The following is an 18,610-nucleotide window of genomic DNA, read 5'->3' on the forward strand; positions in this document are numbered from 1 at the left end:
AACCAGATTGGACAATAATTAGGGAAAATAGTCAAATTTGTATAATAAATTTCATTTTGCCTCCCAAAAACTTCACAACAACGTCATTTATTTGAAAAAACATCAAAAATACACCGTATAAAAAGTGACTAGATACAAATATTTGCCCTTGAGAGGTCGATATATGTTGACTATACCCGTAATTAACCTAGACTCGAACACGGCTAGAAAGAAAGTTCTTTGTTTTCACATTTCGTTGGATTACTCGTAACTCCCCCGTCCTGTGGTACGCAATAGCAATTTATTTTTCCACGCTATAAGCGCCGATTAGGCGAGATTTACACAAAATTAGATATTTAGGAAATAGACATGTCTAACAAAGCTACTGGTACAGTTAAGTGGTTCAACGAAACTAAAGGCTTCGGTTTCATCCAACAAGAAAACGGTCCTGACGTTTTCGCTCACTTCTCTGCAATCCAAGGTGACGGCTTCCGTACGCTTGTTGAAGGTCAGAAAGTAGAATTCGAAATCACTCAAGGTCAAAAAGGTCCACAAGCTGAGAAAATCACTCTAGTTTAATCCTTTTAAGATTTTGATATGATAGCCAGCTTTTAGCTGGCTATTTTTTTGCCCTTCATTTATTGATACTTCCTATGGCTCTAAAACCAACAATTTACAAGTTTCGTATCGCTATCTCCGATATGAACAACGATTACTACGATTCAAAAAACCTGACTATCGCCCTTCATCCCTCTGAAAAGCCACAGCGTATGCTGGCTCGTATTTTCGCGTTCTGCTTGAATGCACAGGATGATCTCGAGTTCACTAAAGGTCTCTCTACAACAGAAGAGCCGGACTTGTGGCGTGTTGAGGACGATCAATCCATCACACATTGGATTGAGATTGGTGAGCCAGAGCCAGATCGCATCAAGAAAGCGACCCGTTTGGCTAAGAATGTAAAAGTCTACACCTACAACACCAAAGCGTCAGTTTGGTGGGACAAGATGGCTGGCAAATTTGGCATGCTTCCTGTCGACGTGGCAAGCCTAGATTACGATGCTATCGATTTGATTTCACAGCACCTTGACCGTGGCACTAGCCTATCTGTTATGATTACCGGCACCTCTATTTTCGTTGATATTAACGAACAACACGTCGAAGTGACGGTGAAGGAATTGCAAAGTAATGACGCCTCTTAATGAACTGATCCAAGAAATGGGGTTCAAAAACATTCCCTTCGTTGACGAGCATAAAGCAGCAAGGCGACGCTGGGTAAAAGAACAAGCCCCATTGTTCATTAGAGTATGTGAAAACAAGCCTGACACAGCCCCTGCGCTGCATTTACTCGGGCTTTTGACTAAGTCTCACATCGAAGCCAGTGCGCTGTATGAGCAGCACGCCACATCCACTCACAAAATGCAGCAAGTATTCAGTGATACGTTGGGCGAAGAGCATGCTGAGAAGTTCACTAACCAGTCTGCCGAAGACTTAGTATTGGTCACGCACTTATGGCTATACACTCAAGGCTACCTGAATATGGATTTCAGCCTTGCTCATGATCACGCAGAGCAAACGCAAAATACCTTGCAGCATGAGCTGGTGATCAAACGTATGGACTTAGATGCATTCCGTACAGACCTGATGCAAAGCTTTTATCTCGGTAAAGAAGCGAACCCTGCAAAAGCAAGTGGACTCTTTGGTTGGGTAAAACGTCTTTTTTCCTCATAAAAAACATGGTTTTGTCAAAACCAAACACCTGATAGACTACGCCCTCTCATGCATCGGCTCTTTTCGTTAAACGATTTCGTCACGTCGGTTGTTGCATGAAAGCCAAGGACACTCACCCACTGAACATCAAGGGATCATTATGAAGTTTATCCGCTGGATTTTGGGAAAAATCATTCTACTTCTCAACGCAGTATTCTCACCTCGCGGCGTAAAACGCTCAGCAGAGGCACAGAAAAGCGTTGATGACAAAGCGAAGAACTACGCACTTTACCAATTTGAAGCTTGTCCTTTCTGCGTAAAAGTTCGTCGTGCTATGAAGCGTCAATCTGTAAACATTGAGTTGCGTGATGCGAAAAATGACCCAGTACACCGTGAAGCACTAGAGCAAGGTGGCGGTCGCGTGAAAGTTCCTTGCCTTCGCATTGAAAAAGATGGCGAAACGCAATGGCTTTACGAATCTTCAGACATTGTCGCTTACATTGAAAAAGAATTTGCCTAGTTCCCCCTAAGAACATTGGCGGATGTAAAAGAGGCACCAAACGGTGCCTCTTTTCTTTTATCTCAATGGCTTAAAATGGTGGTTATTGATCGACAATCAGCATCAGCTCCACTCGACGATTACATGCTTTACCACTCGCCGTTGCGTTACTACACTGCGGTACGTATTCACCAAAGCCTCGAGAGAACACTCTTTGGCGTGGCAAGCTAGTCGCAAGTAGCTGCTTTTCAACTTCACGCGCACGTTTCTCAGACAACGAATCATTGAAGCTCGCCGCCCCCGTGCTGTCCGCATGGCCATCAATCACCACATCGACGTCAGTGCGTCCGGCAAGATAATGCCCAAGGCTCTGTATCCAGTCTTGAGATTGCGCCGATAACCTTGCAGAGCCTGTTTGAAAATGAACTTGCTCCTTCAAACGTATCATAAGATGTTCGCCACTGATGGTTTCATGGGCGATCTGATGTCTATTTAAGAACATCTCCAATGACATCACGCCCTGTGACTTTTTTTCCATTGAGCTCGGTACCTGAGCGACATAACGAGGCGCAGAAGAGTATGACTTTGCATAACCCCACTCTGGATGTCTAAGCTCTGAATTAGTGCGAGGAGCGGTGTCTAACATGTTGCCGCCCGGAACCATATCTGAATTAATGCTGGTGCATCCGGCTAAGAAACCACATGCAACTAAAAACCAATGCTTCATACCGTTACCAACGTAGAATGAATTCTTGTTCACTGTGTCGGCTTAAATTGCCCAAACTTTAGTGCCCATTGCTATTTATCTTCATTTAGCAAGCACCTATCGTGCCAAAGATCCAATATGCACCTTCATTTTTCCAATTCTGCGGCTTTCGGTGAATGACTACTCTCCTTTGAAGTGGACGAGATTCGTCTTTTTCAAGCATCAGCACCTTTATTTTCTGCGTCATTGCTCTGTTTTGTCTAAACTTTCTTCGATTGTCTCACTTTAGTTTAACAAGCCGTATTAATGGTTTTCGTCGATACCGTTAACCGATAAACTAGCAATAATTCTACTATTTAGAGCTTTACCCATGTTTAAAACTATTTCTAAAGGTGCAGCACTTTTTGCCGCAGTATTTGCCCTAACGGCTTGTGATAACGGCAATAGTCAGCCACAACAAGGCAAGCAATACGAAGTGTTGCCAGTCTCTCTTGCAGAGTACAACCTGGCTCCTGTTACTGAGGTGTTTTCTCTGAACTGTGGTCACTGCCGTACCATGGAACAATTTGTGCCAAAAATCGAATCTTTGACAGAACAAAAAGTCGAGAAAATGCACGTAACCTTCAATGAGAGTGCACAAATCAGCGCAATCATTTTCTACACAGCAGCAATGCAGGTGAACGGTACGCCTGACAAAGCGTTTATGGAAGAGCTATTCGCGGCGGTTCAAATGGGAGCAGAAGCGACTGCTGATGAGCGTCAAGCAGCGGTAGAGAAAGCATTCGAGTCTCGTAATCTAGTGAGCCCTTATCAACTAGACGATGCTCAACAAGCAAAACTGTTTGAATACATCACTACAGCAGAGCTGATCACGACTCGTGGTCAAATCAACTCAGTGCCTGCCTTCATCGTAAATGGTAAGTACCAAGTGATCACAGGTGGTCATGAAACCGTTGAAGCAATGGCAGACACCATCAACTATCTGCTAAAACAACCAAAATAAGACAAGGAGCTATTGTGTCTAAATTTCTGTTTCCTCTTATTATTTTTGTCCTAGCGGCATTCTTTATCTACCGCACTTGGACGAACCACAAAGTGGCAGACGAAAACTTTTCGAAGGGTCAAGAATTTCTGCTAGAAAATAGCAAGAAAGAAGGCGTGATTACCACTGAGAGCGGTCTGCAATACCTTGTACTTGAAAAAGGTACTGGTGACGTTCACCCAGCTGCAAATAGCAAAGTGAAAGTGCACTACCATGGCACACTGATCGACGGTACGGTTTTCGATAGCTCTGTAGAGCGCGGCGAGCCAATCACGTTCGGTCTAAACCAAGTAATCAAAGGCTGGCAAGAAGGCCTGCAGTACATGGTTGTCGGTGAGAAGATTCGCCTATTCGTACCAAGCACACTTGGCTACGGTAAAAATGGTACTGGCCCTATCCCACCAGCAAGCGTGCTGATCTTTGACGTGGAGCTATTGGACATCCAATAATCCTCAGCAAAAACAAAAAAACGCCGCATCAATTGCGGCGTTTTTTTATTGGGTATAATTTTCTGGCCCGAAGTATTACGCTTTCGGATAAAACACTAACTTATTCTCTTCTACCATCACACAATCCATACCCGCGGCGTGCGCAGCTTTCTTGCCTAACTCGGTATCTTCAAACACCACACAATCTTGTGCGCTCAAACCAAGTTGTTCTGCAGCCATAAGAAACGTGTCTGGGAATGGTTTATGGTTTTCAACGTCAGTAGCCGTAACCACCGCATTCAGCTTTTTCAGGATGCCTGCTTTTGCTAGTAGACGCAGTGCGCTATCGCGCTGGCTACCTGTGCCCACGGCAATCTTCTTGTTGCCAAGATGCTCATCCAAAACGGTATTAGTGCATGAGATGATTTCCCCGTGTTGCTCCATCTCAGCAAACGTGTCCATTTTGAAGCGAGAAACGGTTTTTGGATCGAGAGACAAACCATGCTGACGATTTACTTCGCCAACAATTTTGAAGCTTGGCATGCCACCTAAGCTGTGTAACCACTCTTGGTTGAAAGGGAAGTCGAAACGATCCGCCGTTGCTTGCCACGCCGCCAAATGCGCGGGCATGGTATCAATCAAGGTGCCGTCCATGTCGAAAATTAACCCTTTATAGGGGCTTAAATCTATTGTGTTCATGTCAATTCTTCTATTTGTACATCTCTGATGGTAATTTATCAGCCATCATCCCATTCCTTATTGGCATTTAGTTATCATGCTCAAAATTTCGAACTCCGTCACAATTCAAGATTGGGAAATCCAATTATTGCCTATCCGGGCTCAAGGAAATGGTGGGCAGAACGTTAATAAGGTATCGTCCGCGATACATTTGCGCTTTGACGTACGTCATTCCACATTGCCGGAATTCTATAAAGAGCGACTTCTCGCCCTTTCAGACAGTCGGATATCCAAAGATGGCGTGATCATCATTAAAGCGCAACAGTTTCGGACACAAGAGCAGAACAAAGAAGACGCACTAAATCGATTACAAGCGTTAATACAATCTGCAAGCCGACAAGAAAAGAAGCGTATTAAAACCAAACCAACTCGCGCTTCGCAACGTCGCAGACTTGATAGTAAAAACAAGCAAGCGACAAAAAAACAGCAACGCCAGAAAGTGCTGTACTAACAAACGTCAGAGCTAGCCATTGGGAGCCTTGTTGGGTTCCTTACTTTAGTCAACTATTCAGGACAAACTCTATGACTATAAGGCACAAGCTCTACTCCCTTGGAGTAATTGCCATTTTAGGTATTGTGACCCTATTGGGTACCTCGTCACACTTCGCGAACCAAAGCCAAGAGCTCAATCACGCGATTAAATTGGTTGGCGATCTCGAAATTCGTCTCCTTAACCTACGTCGCAATGAAAAAGACTTCTTGTTACGCAGCAACATCAAATACCTCGACAAATTCAATGGAAACGTCGATAAATTTGTCGGGACCGAACAAGAATTGTCTGGCATCCTAAACCGTTATGACCTCCCTTCTAGCCTCCAATTTAAACAAGACTTACTTGCCTATCAAAAAGGGTTCCAGAATTTGGTTTCCGCTTACGAGCGCTATGGTTTAAATGCCGACAGCGGTCTATTGGCAAGCTTTGAACAGGCGTTGTTGGAAGCTGAACAGAATGCAAACCACCAGCAACTGATGGCGTTAACCAAGTTCGCACAAGGCGTCAAAGCCGGGCAAATGGACGAAGGTCTGTTGCAAGGTTTGTATGTTCCTTCATTAATCGAGAATGCGCGCCAACTTGCTACGCAGAAGCAAACAATTGGAGTGGTATACAACAAAGGTTTACTGGGTGACACTCGTGCCTTATCACACGCAGTTGAAGAGCAATTTAAGACCTTCTCATCTGCGTTGAGCCAAGCGGCAGAAGCTCGTGATGCGCAAAACACCATGGTGAAACAAGTCATCACTGCCGTCGTCTTCGTTGTTATCTTCGCCTTGATTCTGCAAATTTCACGCTCAATCAATACCCGTGTTAGCAGCCTACTTGCGACGATCAAAAATATCAGCGAAAGCAACAATATGGGCTTGCGTTCAGAGTTAGCAGGCAAAGATGAATTGGCGGACATCAGCCATCACTTAAACGATCTGTTGGATAAACTTGAGCACTTGATTCACGGCACGCAAGAGAAGTCAGCACAGCTATCAGCAAGCACCGATAATATGCATCGTGAGCTTGAGGGCGTGATGGAGCAATTCCACGCTCAAGCCGATCATACTTCATCAATGGCAACTGCAGTTCAGCAAATGGTCGCCACTATTGGTGAAATCTCGGAAAGTACCTCTGTAGCAGTAGAAGGCGTTCACCAAGCTGCAAACAATGCGGAACAAGGTCGTAGCGTTGTTGAAACCACAGTAACGAATGTCGGTCAATTAACCGGTATTCTTTCGAATAGTCAGCAGTCAATCGGATCGCTTAACGAGCACGTTGCAAAGATTGGCGGTGCAGTGAACATCATCCAAGACATTGCAGAACAAACCAACCTACTCGCACTAAACGCAGCCATTGAAGCAGCGCGTGCGGGCGAGCAAGGTCGTGGCTTTGCCGTCGTAGCGGATGAAGTACGCGCACTAGCCAGCCGTACTCATCAATCGACAGAAGAAATCACTCGCGTGGTATCAGACATTCAATCGCAAATGTCGATGGTGGTATCAGATATCGATCAGTGTAACGAACAAGGTCAGCAAACTCTTCAAGCATCTGAGAAACTCGATTCAAGCCTTCAGCAGATCATCGCAGACATGCATGCAATTCAAGGTAACTCTGAACGCATCGCTTCTGCTATCGAAGAGCAAGGCATCGTGATGAATCAAGTCAGCGACTCGATTACTGAGCTGAACGTGATTTCTGAAAACAACATGCAATCCGCACAAGAATGTCTACATGAAGTCGATTCTGTCTCTGCTCAAGCCCATGACATGGACGATGCAGTCGCGGAATTTAAAACCCGTAGCGCGTAAGCCAAGTTCGCATATTCAGATTTAAATTAATACCAACAAAAAGCCCGAAGCACTCTCATGCTTCGGGCTTTTCTATTTAAGGTAACTTAGCGCTTATTCGTCATCTAGAGGAACAAGCTTAGTGCTGCCGCCGTGGATCTTTTCACGCTTTCTCTGAACCAGAGCATAGAAGCCAGGTATCAGGAAGGTACCCGCTAGAAGCACACATAACAGACCGCCAATTAGGGAAATACCCAATGAGTTCTGACTCACGTGACCCGCACCAGCAGCGAAGATCAACGGGAAGATACCCAATATGAACGACCAAGACGTCATGTTCACAGCACGGAAACGAAGCTTACCACCTTGCACCGCGGCACTATCGATATCCACATCTTTTTCTTCACGCTCTTGCTTGGCGAATTCCACAATTAGGATTGCGTTCTTCGCCGCGAGCGCTATGAGCAGGACGAGACCTATCTGAGCATACAAGTTAAGCGGCGTTCCGGTTAAGTTCAATGCAAGGAAGGAACCTAACGTTGCCACTGGCACCACTAGGATGATCGCTAGAGGAATACTCCAACTCTCGTACTGCGCCACCATGAACAAGTAGATAAAGATCAACGCCAATGCGAACGCGTAAATCGCTTGGTTACCTGCTAATACTTCTTGGTAAGCCATACCCGTCCACTCGTAAGTGTAACCTTGTGGCAGAACTTCAGCCGCGACACGTTCCATAGCTGCAATCGCGTCACCACTTGAATAACCCGGTGCAGGTTGACCTTGAATGATGGCACTACGGTACATGTTATAACGCCATGCGACATCCGGCTCAAACACCTGCTCGTAGCTCACTAATGTACTCAGTGGCACCATATCGCCGCTCGAAGAACGAACGTGGAAACGCTCAAGATCTTCCATGCTGCTGCGGTGTTCGCTGTCTGCTTGCATGGTCACACGGAAGTTCTTACCAAACATGGTGAAGTCGTTCACGTATAGCGAGCCAAGGTTACCTTGCAATGTTTGGAAGATTGACGACAGTGGAATACCTAACTGTTGTGCTTTCTCGCGGTCGATGTCGACATAGTAATGCGGTACGTTTGCACGGAAGGTACTGAAGGTGTACGCGATTTCTGGCGCTTGGTTAGCAGCCTGAATCATTTCCCCCATTACCATCGACAAATCCGTGCGGCTACGACCTAGCGTGTCTTCCAGTACAAATTCAAAGCCAGAAGCTGCGCCCATACCCGGAACTGCCGGAGGCCCCATGGCAAATACCACCGCTTGAGGAAGTTCCATTGCAGCACGACCGTTGATACGGTTTGCAATAGCGTTAGCAGCGTGTTCACCGTCAAGCGAGTTACGCGTGTCCCAATCATGCAGTTTGATGAACAGAGACGCACCGTTTGATGCTGCGGCGCCTGTCATGAATGAGTAACCATTGGCAACCGTCACGCCATCAACACCCGGCTCTTGCTCAACCATCTTCATCAGTTCATTGGTCACTTCTTCGGTACGAGAAAGTGACGCAGAATCTGGAAGCTGCACGTTCACCAACAAAATACCTTTATCTTCTTGAGGTACAAACGCCGTAGACGTTGTTTTCGCAAAGAACGTTACTGCGGCAACCGCGACGAAGAAGAAAGCAATCAGCAACATAGACTTCTTAACCAAGAAGCCAGCGATCTGACCGTAGCGTGCTGTTACACGCTCTAGACCACGGTTGAACGCTTGGAACCAGTTTGCCGTGTTGCCACCACCCTGCTTCAATACCAGCGAACAAAGTGCAGGAGACAGCGTTAGTGCGTTAATAGACGAGATCACTACCGAGATACAGATCGTCAGTGCGAACTGACGGTACATGATGCCGGTAATACCGGGTAGCATGGCTACTGGTAGGAATACCGCCAATAGAACCAAGGTCGAGGTAATGATTGGCCCCGTTACTTCTTTCATCGCCAGCAAAGTCGCTCTACGCGGTGAAATGGTTGGGTCTTTCGCCATGGTGGTATCGACATTTTCGATAACTAGAATCGCGTCATCTACCACGATACCGATGGCGAGGATCAAACCGAACAAGGTTACCGTGTTAATGGTAAAGCCCGTCGCCTGCATGATAGCGAATGTACCGATAAGGGATACTGGAATCGCAACAACAGGAATTAAGGTTGCGCGCGCACTACCAAGGAACAGGTAAGTAACTGCAATTACCAACAAGATCGCTTCAATCAGCGTTTTCACTACACCCTTGATCGACTCAGCAACGAACACGGTTGTGTCATAACTGGTTTCGTAAGCCATGCCTTCAGGGAAGTTCGTGCTTAAGCGCTCAAGCAAATCCATAACTGCTTGACCACTTTCCAGTGCGTTTGCGTCTGACTGCAGTGACAGAGCAACGATCGACGCATCTTGACCACGGAACTTACCGTTACCGTCATAGAACTTCTTGCCAAGCTCAACTCGAGCGACGTCTTTTAGGTATACCGTAGAACCATCTGGGTTTGCACGAAGTACTACATCCTCAAACTCGCTCACGCTCTCGAGACGGCCTTTGGTCACCAAGTTGAATTGAACTTCTTGAGGGTTGTTGTACGGCGCAGCACCGATACGACCTGCCGCCACTTGTACGTTCTGCTCTGCCAGTGCCGAGTACACATCGGTTGTTGTGAGATTCAGGTTAGCCATTTTTTCTGGGTCTAACCAAACACGCATTGCGTATTCACCACCACCGATAACGTTAACTTCACTGATGCCCTTAACACGCGCCAGCTGGTCTTTTACGTTCAGGTTGATGTAGTTGATAAGAAACTTGTCGTCATACTTACCGTCTGGTGAGTAGAAGTTAAGAACCATCAACAAGTCAGGAGAGCGCTTTTTCACCGTTACGCCTACCATGCGCACTTCTTGAGGCAGTTTTGACTCAATCTGCGATACACGGTTTTGCACGTTAACCTGTGCCATATCTGGGTCAGTACCCACATCGAAGGTGACGTTTAGGCTGTAAGAACCATCGTTAGCACTCTTTGAAGACATGTAAATCATGTTTTCAACGCCGTTCACGGAGGTTTCTATTGGGTCGGCTATCGCCTGCTCCACAACCTCAGCACTTGCACCCGTGTAGAATGCTGTCACGCTCACCGATGGTGGACTGATTTTAGGATATTCTGCAACGGGCAAAATCGCTAATGAGATGGCACCTGCCAACGTCAAGATGATCGAAATAACCAGTGCGAATTTCGGTCTTTGAATAAAGAAACGACTTAACATGGCGCCTCCTACTGTTTGTCTTCAGCAGGTGATTGAATGCGCACTTCTACACCGTTACGTACACGTTGTAGACCTTGTGTAATCACTGTATCGTCCTTGTCCAGACCGTCTTTGATGATGATACCTTGCTCGACTTGAGCACCAACTTCAACGTTACGGCGCTCCGCAACATTACCTTCAGCCATCACCATGACAAAGTCACCTTCTAGGTCCGTTTGCACTGCGCGTCGAGGAATCACGATAACGTCTTTCGCATTCTTATCGCGAAGATTTACTTTAATGTGCTGACCAGGAAGTAGCTTCTGATCCGGGTTTGGCACCACCGCACGCATCGCGATCGTACCAGTCTGCGTGTTAATACGGTTACCCAAGAAGTCCAATTGACCTAGATGCTCAAAGTACTCGCCGTTTTCCAGTTCAAGCTGAACCTCAACACCACTCGACTCTGCACTACCGTCGCCTTTAATACCATCCATACCAAGATTTAAACGCTCACGCTCACTTACACTGAATGACGTATGCACTGGGTCTAGGCTGACTAATGTGGTCAAAATGCCAGAAGATGGTGAAAGCAGATCACCCGTACTTACTTTGCTGTCACTGATGCGGCCGCTGAATGGGGCTCGAATTTGGGTGTAAGAAAGGTTTACTTCCGCAAGCTTAAGCTGAGCGTTTGCCGCCTCTAGCTCTGCACGAGCACCCAGCAACGTCGCCGTCAACGCATCGAACTCAGATTGGGAAATACTGCCACGTGGCAACAAGTTTTTACCACGTTGGTGGTCGAGTTCTGCTTTTTTAAGCGCCGCTTTTGCTTGAGCTAGCGCCGCTTTTGCACTCGCCACTTGCGCTTCAAAAGATGAAGGCTCAATGGAGTACAACAACTGCCCTTTCTCCACCATCTGACCTTCGTCGAAATGGCGGGCTTCAAGATAGCCGGAGACTTGTGCCGTGATATTCGTATCTTCTACTGCTTCAATGCGACCGATGTAAGACTTGCTCGGTTGGTAGTCGATAATTGTGACATCCTGAGTCACAACAAGAGGAGCTGGCGCCCCCTTCTGGGCATTGCTTGCTTCTCCGCATCCCGCGAGGATAGCTGTTGCCGCCATTAGTGCGACGAGTGGTTTCTTTTGCATGTATATACCGTCTTTATAGAACAGGGTTCGTTTGACAATACCCTAACCTTACAGGGTGCTTTGTCCGAAAACTTCAAGAGAAACCGGGGAAAGTGTATCAAAGTGTAAGCCGATGAAACGACTCGCAAACATGGTGATCAGCAGGATAAAATTGTTGCGATCATGTACACGAATCACGCTGAAAATCACTGTGATGTTGTGGTGAAAACATACCGATAAATTAGACAATAATTCATCAGCTTCACGTAAAAATCGAAACTTCATAATTACCGCGAGTGTTTTGACTATTTTTTTAAACTGAATGCGTTATCATGCAGACAATTCAAAGCTTTCGACCGAGAGGATGAGTATGATTTCTAAATGGGAGAAACGGTTCTACCAGATGGCTGAACTTGTTGCGTCATGGAGTAAAGATCCATCCACACAAGTTGGCGCGGTAATCACCAAAAATAACCGCATTGTTTCTGTTGGCTTTAACGGCTACCCACACGGCGTATCTGACAGCGTTGATACAGATGAACGCGAACTGAAATATCTAAAAACGCTTCACGCAGAAGAGAACGCAATTTTGTTTTCGAAGCGTGACTTAGATGGTTGTGATATTTGGGTAACCCACTTCCCTTGCCCGAACTGCGCAGCAAAAATCATTCAAACAGGGATTGCACGTGTAAGCTGCCCTGAACAATCTGAAGATTTCTTATCTCGCTGGGGCGACAAGATTCAAGTGAGCCAAGACATGTTCGACCAAGCGGGTGTGGAAGTAAACTGGCTACCAATCAACGAGATCGAAGAGAAAAGCGTTCGTTAAGACGTTACTCAGCTTTTGTGTAAATGTTCAGACACTCTAAACATTTGCCAAAACCAACCAAAAAGCCCAGACACATGTCTGGGCTTTTGTTTATCTCTTTGGTGAGATTAATTAATTGGCACGATTAACCGTGCTTCTTGGCCGTTAGCTCAGCAATCTTAACGATCACTTGAACAGACTTCTCCATCATCTCTACGGAGATAAACTCATGGATACCGTGGAAGTTGTAGCCACCAGTGAAGATGTTCGGACAAGGCAAGCCCATGAACGACAAACGGGCACCGTCTGTACCACCACGAATTGGCTTAATAAGAGGCTCAACATCGCACACTTCCATCGCTTGTTTCGCCAAATCGATAATATGTGGATATGGTTCAACCATTTCACGCATGTTGTAATAGCTGTCAGTGAGCTTCAACTCAACCGAACCGTGCTTCAAGCCTGCGTTCATATCATCGACTAGCTTCTGCATAAAGGCTTTGCGATTTTCCAGACCTTCACGGTCAAAGTCACGAATGATGTAGCCTAACTCACTACGAGCCACACCAAGTTCACCAGATTTTAGGTGGAAGAAACCTTCGTAGCCTTCTGTGGTTTCTGGCGTTTGATCTTCTGGCATCTGCACTTGGAATTTAGCCGCCAAGTTCATCGCATTAACCAGTTTGCCTTTCGCAGTGCCTGGATGAACACTCACGCCATGGAAAATGACATCCGCACTGGTTGCATTGAAGTTTTCGTATTCCAGCTCGCCTTGAGGGCCACCATCAATGGTGTACGCCCATTCCGCGCCGAACTTCTCAACATCAAACAAGTCAGCGCCACGACCGATCTCTTCATCTGGCGTGAAGCCAATACAAATATCACCGTGTGGGATGTCTGGATTTTCAATCAGCATAGCGACCGCAGAAAGAATCTCAGCAATGCCTGCTTTGTTGTCAGCGCCAAGAAGCGTTGTGCCATCTGTGGTAATAAGGTTGTGGCCATGAAGCTCGTGCAAATCAGGATACTGCACCGGAGAAAGCACTTCATCACCTAGACCAAGTGCGATATCGCCACCTTGGTAGTCTTCAATAAACTGTGGGTTTACGTTCTTACCTGAAGCATCAGGGGCGGTATCCATGTGCGCGATAAAGCCAATAGCAGGCACATCATAATCAACGTTCGATGGCAGTTTTGCCATTAGGTAGCCGTTATCACTTAATGTCACATTGCTTAAGCCAAGCTCTATCATTTCTTTTTTAAGCAACTGTGCAAACACCAGTTGTCCGCTGCTACTTGGACAAGCTGATTCATGGGGATTAGATTGAGTATCGAACGTGACGTAGCGAAGAAATCTTTCAACTAAATGCTTCATAATTATTCTCATTGTTTTGAGCGAAGGATGCCACGCACAGGGATGTAAGGTGTGCGAGGATCCTATCCAACATGGTTCGACAAGTCATGTTACGCTCATGCCACAATAAGAATTTGCTTTGAATCAGTTTTTCATTAGAAAGTGCTGACAGGCTCCATCAGCACTCACATTAAGAGGTTGTTTTATAGAGAATTAATTCAATAAGTCTTCAGCAAGCTCTCGCCATTCACGGACTTTCCCGTGGAAGTGTCGCCACTGTTTATCACTCATTGTTTGGGAAATATCTAGGGTGAATTGATCCGTTAGTGCAATATTATGATCAATATTCTTGGTTAGTTGATCACTATAATAACTTTCTGGCTCAAATAAGAGTTTCATGAATACCTGCTGGTAAACCACGCTGTTACTTTTATTTTCGAAAAGGTATTCGAGTTCTTGAATTATAGAAGAGCGATAGTCACGCCATAGTGGACTATTTATGATCACATCTTGAGAAAGCTGTTTGGCGCGTGCTTTTTGTTGTCTTGATAATTTACCAAGCCATTCTTCCATCCACTCTTCAGTATTCTCTAAGACAACTTCTCGCAGCTCTTGTTCCGTTTTACCTGCGTATTTTTCATCCCGCTCTTTGTAACGTTCTTTGATACTATCGATAAACTCGATTTCTTGTTTGCTGTCGAGCTGCATACTCAGTGAAAACAGGTCTGGTGCCGCTTTGGAAACCAAACGTTGATAGTGGTCGCGCATTTGCTCTCGGTTCGATTGCAAGGCGCCCAACGTAACGCTGTCTTTATTAAGCGCTTCTAATTGTTTTAAGTGATCGATATATAAAGGTAATTCCTCTTCTTTATGCCAATCCGCTAATAATAATATACGCTCTTCCAGCAACGCCTCTTGTTCTCCATCTAGGGAGACATAGTCATCTAAATATTCAATCACTACCCAATCAAGATTACTGTATAGAAATTTTTTAGCACACCCGGCTAACACCAAAATAGATATCAAGATGCATCCATATCGAACCGCTTTATTAGATAAACTTTTTAATTTCATCACCGATCCATATTCCCTTTTTTATTGATTAAGTTCTATACTCAATCTAAATCACTTATTATTGCGGCAAACTTTCGTCAGTCCGGCAAAGTGACATTGCCACTCTTGTAGTATATAGAGTTTGAAATTAACTTTTTTATCACAACTATTCGCAAAAAAGTGAGTTAGGGCGCAATTTTAGGCCAAATCTTGAACGATACAGCGTTCTTTAAATGGCATATAAGTTGCATCAATAACAACTGGATAGTTTATGGAGGCGTAGCATGGCTGCTGCTGAGCAACTTGATACGAGTGTAGAGTACGAAATTCGTTACTTCGAAGAGGGGAAAATCCACAGTATGAATGTCGTCGCGGAAGATAAACGCGCGGCACATCATTACTATTTGGAGTGCGGCAAACACAACAGTGACCTGTACTCAATTCGCCCAGACAAATGAAAAACCGCCCTAACTCGGGCGGTTTTTTGTATCTGGCGTTTTTAGAGTGGGCGCTTAAAGGTTATTTAATTTCACCAAATCGCTCTAGGTAAAGCACGGTTGCTGCTGTACGAGAAGGCACTTTTAGCTTCTTGAGTAAGCTCTTCATGTGCACTTTAACAGTCGATTCAGAGATGAACAGACGGTCGGCGATCTGCTTGTTTCGGAAGCCACGTGCGACCTCCTGCAAGATCTGCGTTTCACGGTCGGTCAGCGTATCGAACACGTCTTCTTGCCCTTCTCGCTCATTAAGGTATTTAGCTACCGCTTGGCTGTATGCCTTATCCCCTTCGTGCGCTTGTTTCAGCAATTCAACCAATTCATCTGGCTCAGTATCCTTTAACAGGTAACCATCAGCTCCACTTCGCACAATGGCTTCGATGTCGGCAGGGCTATCCGATACCGTCAGGATCACGATACGAGCTTCACAACCGTCTGCGCGCAGCGCTTTCAGCGTATCTAGGCCTGACATGCCTTTCATGTTCAGATCAAGAAGTACCAAATCCAGTTCTAGTTCGTGAGCTGTAGCAACCGCATCTGCGCCGCTGCTTGCCTCTGCAACCACTTCAAACTCTGGCTCGAAACTGAGAAGCTGATGAATACCACGCCTCATGAGTGGGTGATCATCCACCAGCATTACTTTACACACTGTCAATGTTTACTTCCTTACTATGTTGGAATTCTAGTCTTACGATACAGCCGCTGTTCGTTGCAGCTTCAATTTGCAAATCTGCATGCAATCTTGTTGCTCGCTCTTGCATGATGCTCATACCGTAATGATTTAATTTTTCGTCTTGCTGCTCAAAGCCTATACCATCATCGGCAACCGTCACTGTGACTTTCCCATCAGAATCAAGACATTGAATCTCGATATTGTTTGCTTGAGCATGCTTGATTGCATTTATCGTCGCTTCTCTAATCAACTGTAGTAGATGGACCTGTTGGTGCGCATCTAATTCTGTTGAAGAAAGCTCATTATTAAGTGAGATATTCGCTGCTGTTTGATCATCAAGCATCGAAACCATCTCCTGCAGCGCCTGACCAAAGCTGCCTTCTTTTATCGTTAAGCGGAATGTCGTCAAAAGCTCTCTTAACTGGGTGTATGCCGCCGATAATCCAGTATCCAATTCAGCAATCACTTGATTGGTCTGAGCAATTGCTTTCTCGTCTGGAATATTCTTCACGCTTCTTTTAAGCAGCGATACTTGAATCTTCAAATAAGACAGAGCTTGAGCCAATGAATCATGTAACTCACGCGCGATAGTAGCGCGCTCTTCCATTAGCAGTAGCTGTTCTGCTTGTCTTTGTGCTCGGTTGTAATATACCGCACGAGATAAGATTTGAACAAAGTTATCAATAAGAGACTCATTCGGGCACGGTAGGCCCGCTTTCCAATGTAGATACCCAAGGTGTACGCCATCTAGCGTTAGTGTTTTGGTGTGACATTCACTGTCACATTCATGACGACACTCCTCCCCTTCAGTAAGTATCCAGTTTGGTTCCCCTATTTGGTCTATTTCGAGCTTAACAGCACGAATTCCTTCCAAACTTGCAATATGTTGTAAAATCGCTTGGAAATTTTCTTGATGGATGCGAGAAGCAGTCAACTCTTTCGACGAATCATACAATACTCTAAGCGATTGGTTTGCGTGTTGCAGCTTACGTGTTTTCTCGTCCACCGCTTGCTCCAAACCTCGATAGAGCTTACCAAGATCGTTCGCCATCCTATTGAAAGTTCTGGTCAAAATGCCCATTTCGTTATCACTTGAAACATTGAGCGAAACGTTAAACGAGCGATTCTGAATTTGCTCACTAGCAAACACCAGCGCACGAAGCGGCCTGACGACTTCTAGCCGAACAAAGTGCACAACGAACATACTCACACACAGTATGCCGCCAAGCCCTAACCCACCAATCCAAGCTAAGTTGATCAGTTTTTGTTCTGAATAGTTCTGTAGCTTAAATACGAAGGCATCAATTTGTTGAACAAAACCAGCGACTAAGATCAGATATTGGTCCCTGTCTTGGCTCTTAAGTACCGATTTCAGTTCATGCCAACGAAGAATCAGTCGGTAGTAGTCTTTTGTAATATCTTCTGGCACTGACCAATGTTGAAGCGCCAGCATTGAATGTGAGTAAATTGACTGCTCAAATAAGTCAATATGTGAAGAATAGTCAACAGATTCACTTTGAATATCATGAGCTAAACGATAGCTCTGCATTCGCATTGAGCCCGCTACGTTTACCGCTTCTGCATCATTAAGGCTCGACGCAAGAGTGAAAATAGCAAAGCCAGTTGTCGCCACTGAAAGAAGCAAAATCAACATCATGGCAGATGCGATTGTGCGTGTTACTGACTTTTTCACATTTTTAAACAACTCTGAACTCCGCTCGTTTGATAACCATGTTTGCCTTTATACAACACGCATTATCTTTCAACTTTATCAATATGTGATCACCTGCGTCGGAATTTATTGATCTAAAACAATATAGCATCCCAATTACCTCCTAAGAGGTATTTATACATATATGTCAAAAACTACAATTTCATGTACTTAAATGACAGTTTATTAATGAAATTGTGGACTATGCTTAGTTTGGGTTTCAATTTCCGAGGTGACTAAGTGGTAGACCTTTCTAGAAGAAGACTTTTTGCACGTAAAACGCAACCGGACAATTCGGTACGTCTTCCTTGGTTAGCTAAGCCAACTCAATTCACAGACGATTGCACTCGTTGCGGTAAATGCATCGAGGCGTGCGAAACTAAAATTATAACAAAAAGCGACGGTGGGTTTCCCGCTGTCGATTTTTCTATTGATGAATGCACCTTTTGTTACCAATGCGCCGAGGCTTGCCCAGAGCCGCTGTTTTTAGCGGAAGCGGAACAGCCTTGGCAGGCAAAAGCAAGCATCAATGATAGCTGTTTAGCAAAACAAAATGTCGAATGCCGAAGCTGTGGGGACATGTGCGACCCGATGGCAATTCAGTTCAAGTTAGAGCTTGGCAAAGTAGCACAACCAAATTTAGACCTTGATGAGTGTAATGGCTGCGGCGCCTGTGTCTCAGTGTGCCCAACTTCATCCATCAATGTGAGCAATATAACAGCCTAGCCGTCAGTGGTCGGCACGAAAGGCGATAAAACGAGA

General features: G+C 45.3%; 19 protein-coding genes. 11 read left to right on the top strand and 8 right to left on the bottom strand.

All coding sequences use genetic code 11. The features are described from left to right. Positions 1 to 348 precede the first annotated feature (348 nt). The 4 genes from KIO97_RS14740 (at position 349) to KIO97_RS14755 (ending at position 2,206) form a co-directional block, all read left to right on the top strand. Positions 349 to 558 carry a cold-shock protein gene (locus tag KIO97_RS14740; RefSeq protein ID WP_005433440.1) on the top strand — a complete coding sequence of 70 codons (210 nt, stop codon included), beginning with the start codon at positions 349 to 351 and terminating at the stop codon, positions 556 to 558. Between the two features lie 74 nt (positions 559 to 632). Further along, a complete protein-coding gene (locus tag KIO97_RS14745) occupies positions 633 to 1,178 on the top strand; it encodes a YaeQ family protein (RefSeq protein ID WP_005433408.1) in 546 nt (181 codons plus the stop codon). Continuing rightward, positions 1,165 to 1,707 (top strand): hypothetical protein, encoded by a 543-nt coding sequence (locus KIO97_RS14750; RefSeq protein WP_043883601.1) that lies wholly within the window; start codon positions 1,165 to 1,167, stop codon positions 1,705 to 1,707. The genes KIO97_RS14745 and KIO97_RS14750 overlap by 14 nt, the downstream gene beginning before the upstream one ends. A 139-nt stretch (positions 1,708 to 1,846) precedes the next feature. Further along, on the top strand, positions 1,847 to 2,206 hold the full coding sequence (locus tag KIO97_RS14755; RefSeq protein WP_017819296.1) for a glutaredoxin: 360 nt from the start codon (positions 1,847 to 1,849) through the stop codon (positions 2,204 to 2,206). A gap of 82 nt (positions 2,207 to 2,288) precedes the next feature. On the opposite strand, the gene KIO97_RS14760 is transcribed toward KIO97_RS14755, so the two are convergent. Continuing rightward, complete coding sequence (locus KIO97_RS14760) at positions 2,289 to 2,912, bottom strand: OmpA family protein (RefSeq protein ID WP_045373775.1); 624 nt, start codon at positions 2,910 to 2,912, stop codon at positions 2,289 to 2,291. Between the two features lie 349 nt (positions 2,913 to 3,261). On the opposite strand from KIO97_RS14760, the gene KIO97_RS14765 reads away from it, so the two are divergent. Continuing rightward, positions 3,262 to 3,894, top strand: coding sequence for a thiol:disulfide interchange protein DsbA/DsbL (locus KIO97_RS14765; protein ID WP_182052589.1), 633 nt, complete (start codon positions 3,262 to 3,264; stop codon positions 3,892 to 3,894). A 14-nt stretch (positions 3,895 to 3,908) separates the two neighbouring features. Beyond that, positions 3,909 to 4,382, top strand: a complete 474-nt coding sequence (locus KIO97_RS14770) for an FKBP-type peptidyl-prolyl cis-trans isomerase (RefSeq protein WP_005433323.1) — start codon at positions 3,909 to 3,911, stop codon at positions 4,380 to 4,382. A gap of 75 nt (positions 4,383 to 4,457) precedes the next feature. Here the strand turns inward: KIO97_RS14770 and KIO97_RS14775 are convergent, their stop codons facing one another. Beyond that, positions 4,458 to 5,060: a beta-phosphoglucomutase family hydrolase gene (locus KIO97_RS14775; protein WP_038889022.1), complete on the bottom strand. Its 603-nt coding sequence runs from the start codon at positions 5,058 to 5,060 to the stop codon at positions 4,458 to 4,460. A gap of 76 nt (positions 5,061 to 5,136) precedes the next feature. Here KIO97_RS14775 and arfB point away from each other — a divergent pair, with 76 nt between their 5' ends. Together arfB and KIO97_RS14785 are read left to right on the top strand one after the other, a co-directional pair. After that, positions 5,137 to 5,550 carry an alternative ribosome rescue aminoacyl-tRNA hydrolase ArfB gene (gene arfB, locus KIO97_RS14780; protein WP_005433335.1) on the top strand — a complete coding sequence of 138 codons (414 nt, stop codon included), beginning with the start codon at positions 5,137 to 5,139 and terminating at the stop codon, positions 5,548 to 5,550. A gap of 71 nt (positions 5,551 to 5,621) precedes the next feature. Beyond that, positions 5,622 to 7,391, top strand: coding sequence for a methyl-accepting chemotaxis protein (locus KIO97_RS14785; protein WP_182052590.1), 1,770 nt, complete (start codon positions 5,622 to 5,624; stop codon positions 7,389 to 7,391). A 93-nt stretch (positions 7,392 to 7,484) separates the two neighbouring features. Here the strand turns inward: KIO97_RS14785 and vmeZ are convergent, their stop codons facing one another. Together vmeZ and vmeY are read right to left on the bottom strand one after the other, a co-directional pair. Beyond that, positions 7,485 to 10,637 carry a multidrug efflux RND transporter permease subunit VmeZ gene (gene vmeZ / locus KIO97_RS14790; protein WP_182052591.1) on the bottom strand — a complete coding sequence of 1,051 codons (3,153 nt, stop codon included), beginning with the start codon at positions 10,635 to 10,637 and terminating at the stop codon, positions 7,485 to 7,487. Between the two features lie 8 nt (positions 10,638 to 10,645). Continuing rightward, the gene (gene vmeY, locus KIO97_RS14795) at positions 10,646 to 11,773 is read right to left on the bottom strand and encodes a multidrug efflux RND transporter periplasmic adaptor subunit VmeY (RefSeq protein WP_285383206.1); all 1,128 of its coding nucleotides are present in this window, start codon (positions 11,771 to 11,773) and stop codon (positions 10,646 to 10,648) included. A 349-nt stretch (positions 11,774 to 12,122) separates the two neighbouring features. Between vmeY and KIO97_RS14800 the strand changes: the two genes are divergently transcribed. Then, positions 12,123 to 12,581, top strand: coding sequence for a dCMP deaminase family protein (locus tag KIO97_RS14800; RefSeq protein ID WP_005433321.1), 459 nt, complete (start codon positions 12,123 to 12,125; stop codon positions 12,579 to 12,581). Between the two features lie 124 nt (positions 12,582 to 12,705). On the opposite strand, the gene pepT is transcribed toward KIO97_RS14800, so the two are convergent. Both pepT and KIO97_RS14810 read right to left on the bottom strand, forming a co-directional pair. Continuing rightward, positions 12,706 to 13,935 (bottom strand): peptidase T, encoded by a 1,230-nt coding sequence (gene pepT, locus KIO97_RS14805; protein ID WP_038889027.1) that lies wholly within the window; start codon positions 13,933 to 13,935, stop codon positions 12,706 to 12,708. Positions 13,936 to 14,127: 192 nt separating this feature from the next. Further along, positions 14,128 to 14,988 (bottom strand): DUF6279 family lipoprotein, encoded by an 861-nt coding sequence (locus KIO97_RS14810; RefSeq protein WP_182052592.1) that lies wholly within the window; start codon positions 14,986 to 14,988, stop codon positions 14,128 to 14,130. Between the two features lie 263 nt (positions 14,989 to 15,251). Between KIO97_RS14810 and KIO97_RS14815 the strand changes: the two genes are divergently transcribed. Next, positions 15,252 to 15,425 carry a hypothetical protein gene (locus KIO97_RS14815; protein WP_010643585.1) on the top strand — a complete coding sequence of 58 codons (174 nt, stop codon included), beginning with the start codon at positions 15,252 to 15,254 and terminating at the stop codon, positions 15,423 to 15,425. A gap of 61 nt (positions 15,426 to 15,486) precedes the next feature. Here KIO97_RS14815 and KIO97_RS14820 read toward each other — a convergent pair whose 3' ends face one another. Beyond that, on the bottom strand, positions 15,487 to 16,119 hold the full coding sequence (locus KIO97_RS14820; protein WP_005433412.1) for a response regulator: 633 nt from the start codon (positions 16,117 to 16,119) through the stop codon (positions 15,487 to 15,489). Then, a complete protein-coding gene (gene narQ / locus KIO97_RS14825; protein WP_182052593.1) occupies positions 16,106 to 17,842 on the bottom strand; it encodes a nitrate/nitrite two-component system sensor histidine kinase NarQ in 1,737 nt (578 codons plus the stop codon). The genes KIO97_RS14820 and narQ overlap by 14 nt, the downstream gene beginning before the upstream one ends. A 246-nt stretch (positions 17,843 to 18,088) precedes the next feature. Between narQ and napF the strand changes: the two genes are divergently transcribed. Next, on the top strand, positions 18,089 to 18,574 hold the full coding sequence (napF, locus tag KIO97_RS14830) for a ferredoxin-type protein NapF (protein ID WP_005433342.1): 486 nt from the start codon (positions 18,089 to 18,091) through the stop codon (positions 18,572 to 18,574). The last annotated feature ends 36 nt before the right edge of the window (positions 18,575 to 18,610 follow it).

This window comes from Vibrio sp. B181a (assembly GCF_030248375.1).
Lineage (GTDB): Bacteria > Pseudomonadota > Gammaproteobacteria > Enterobacterales > Vibrionaceae > Vibrio > Vibrio campbellii.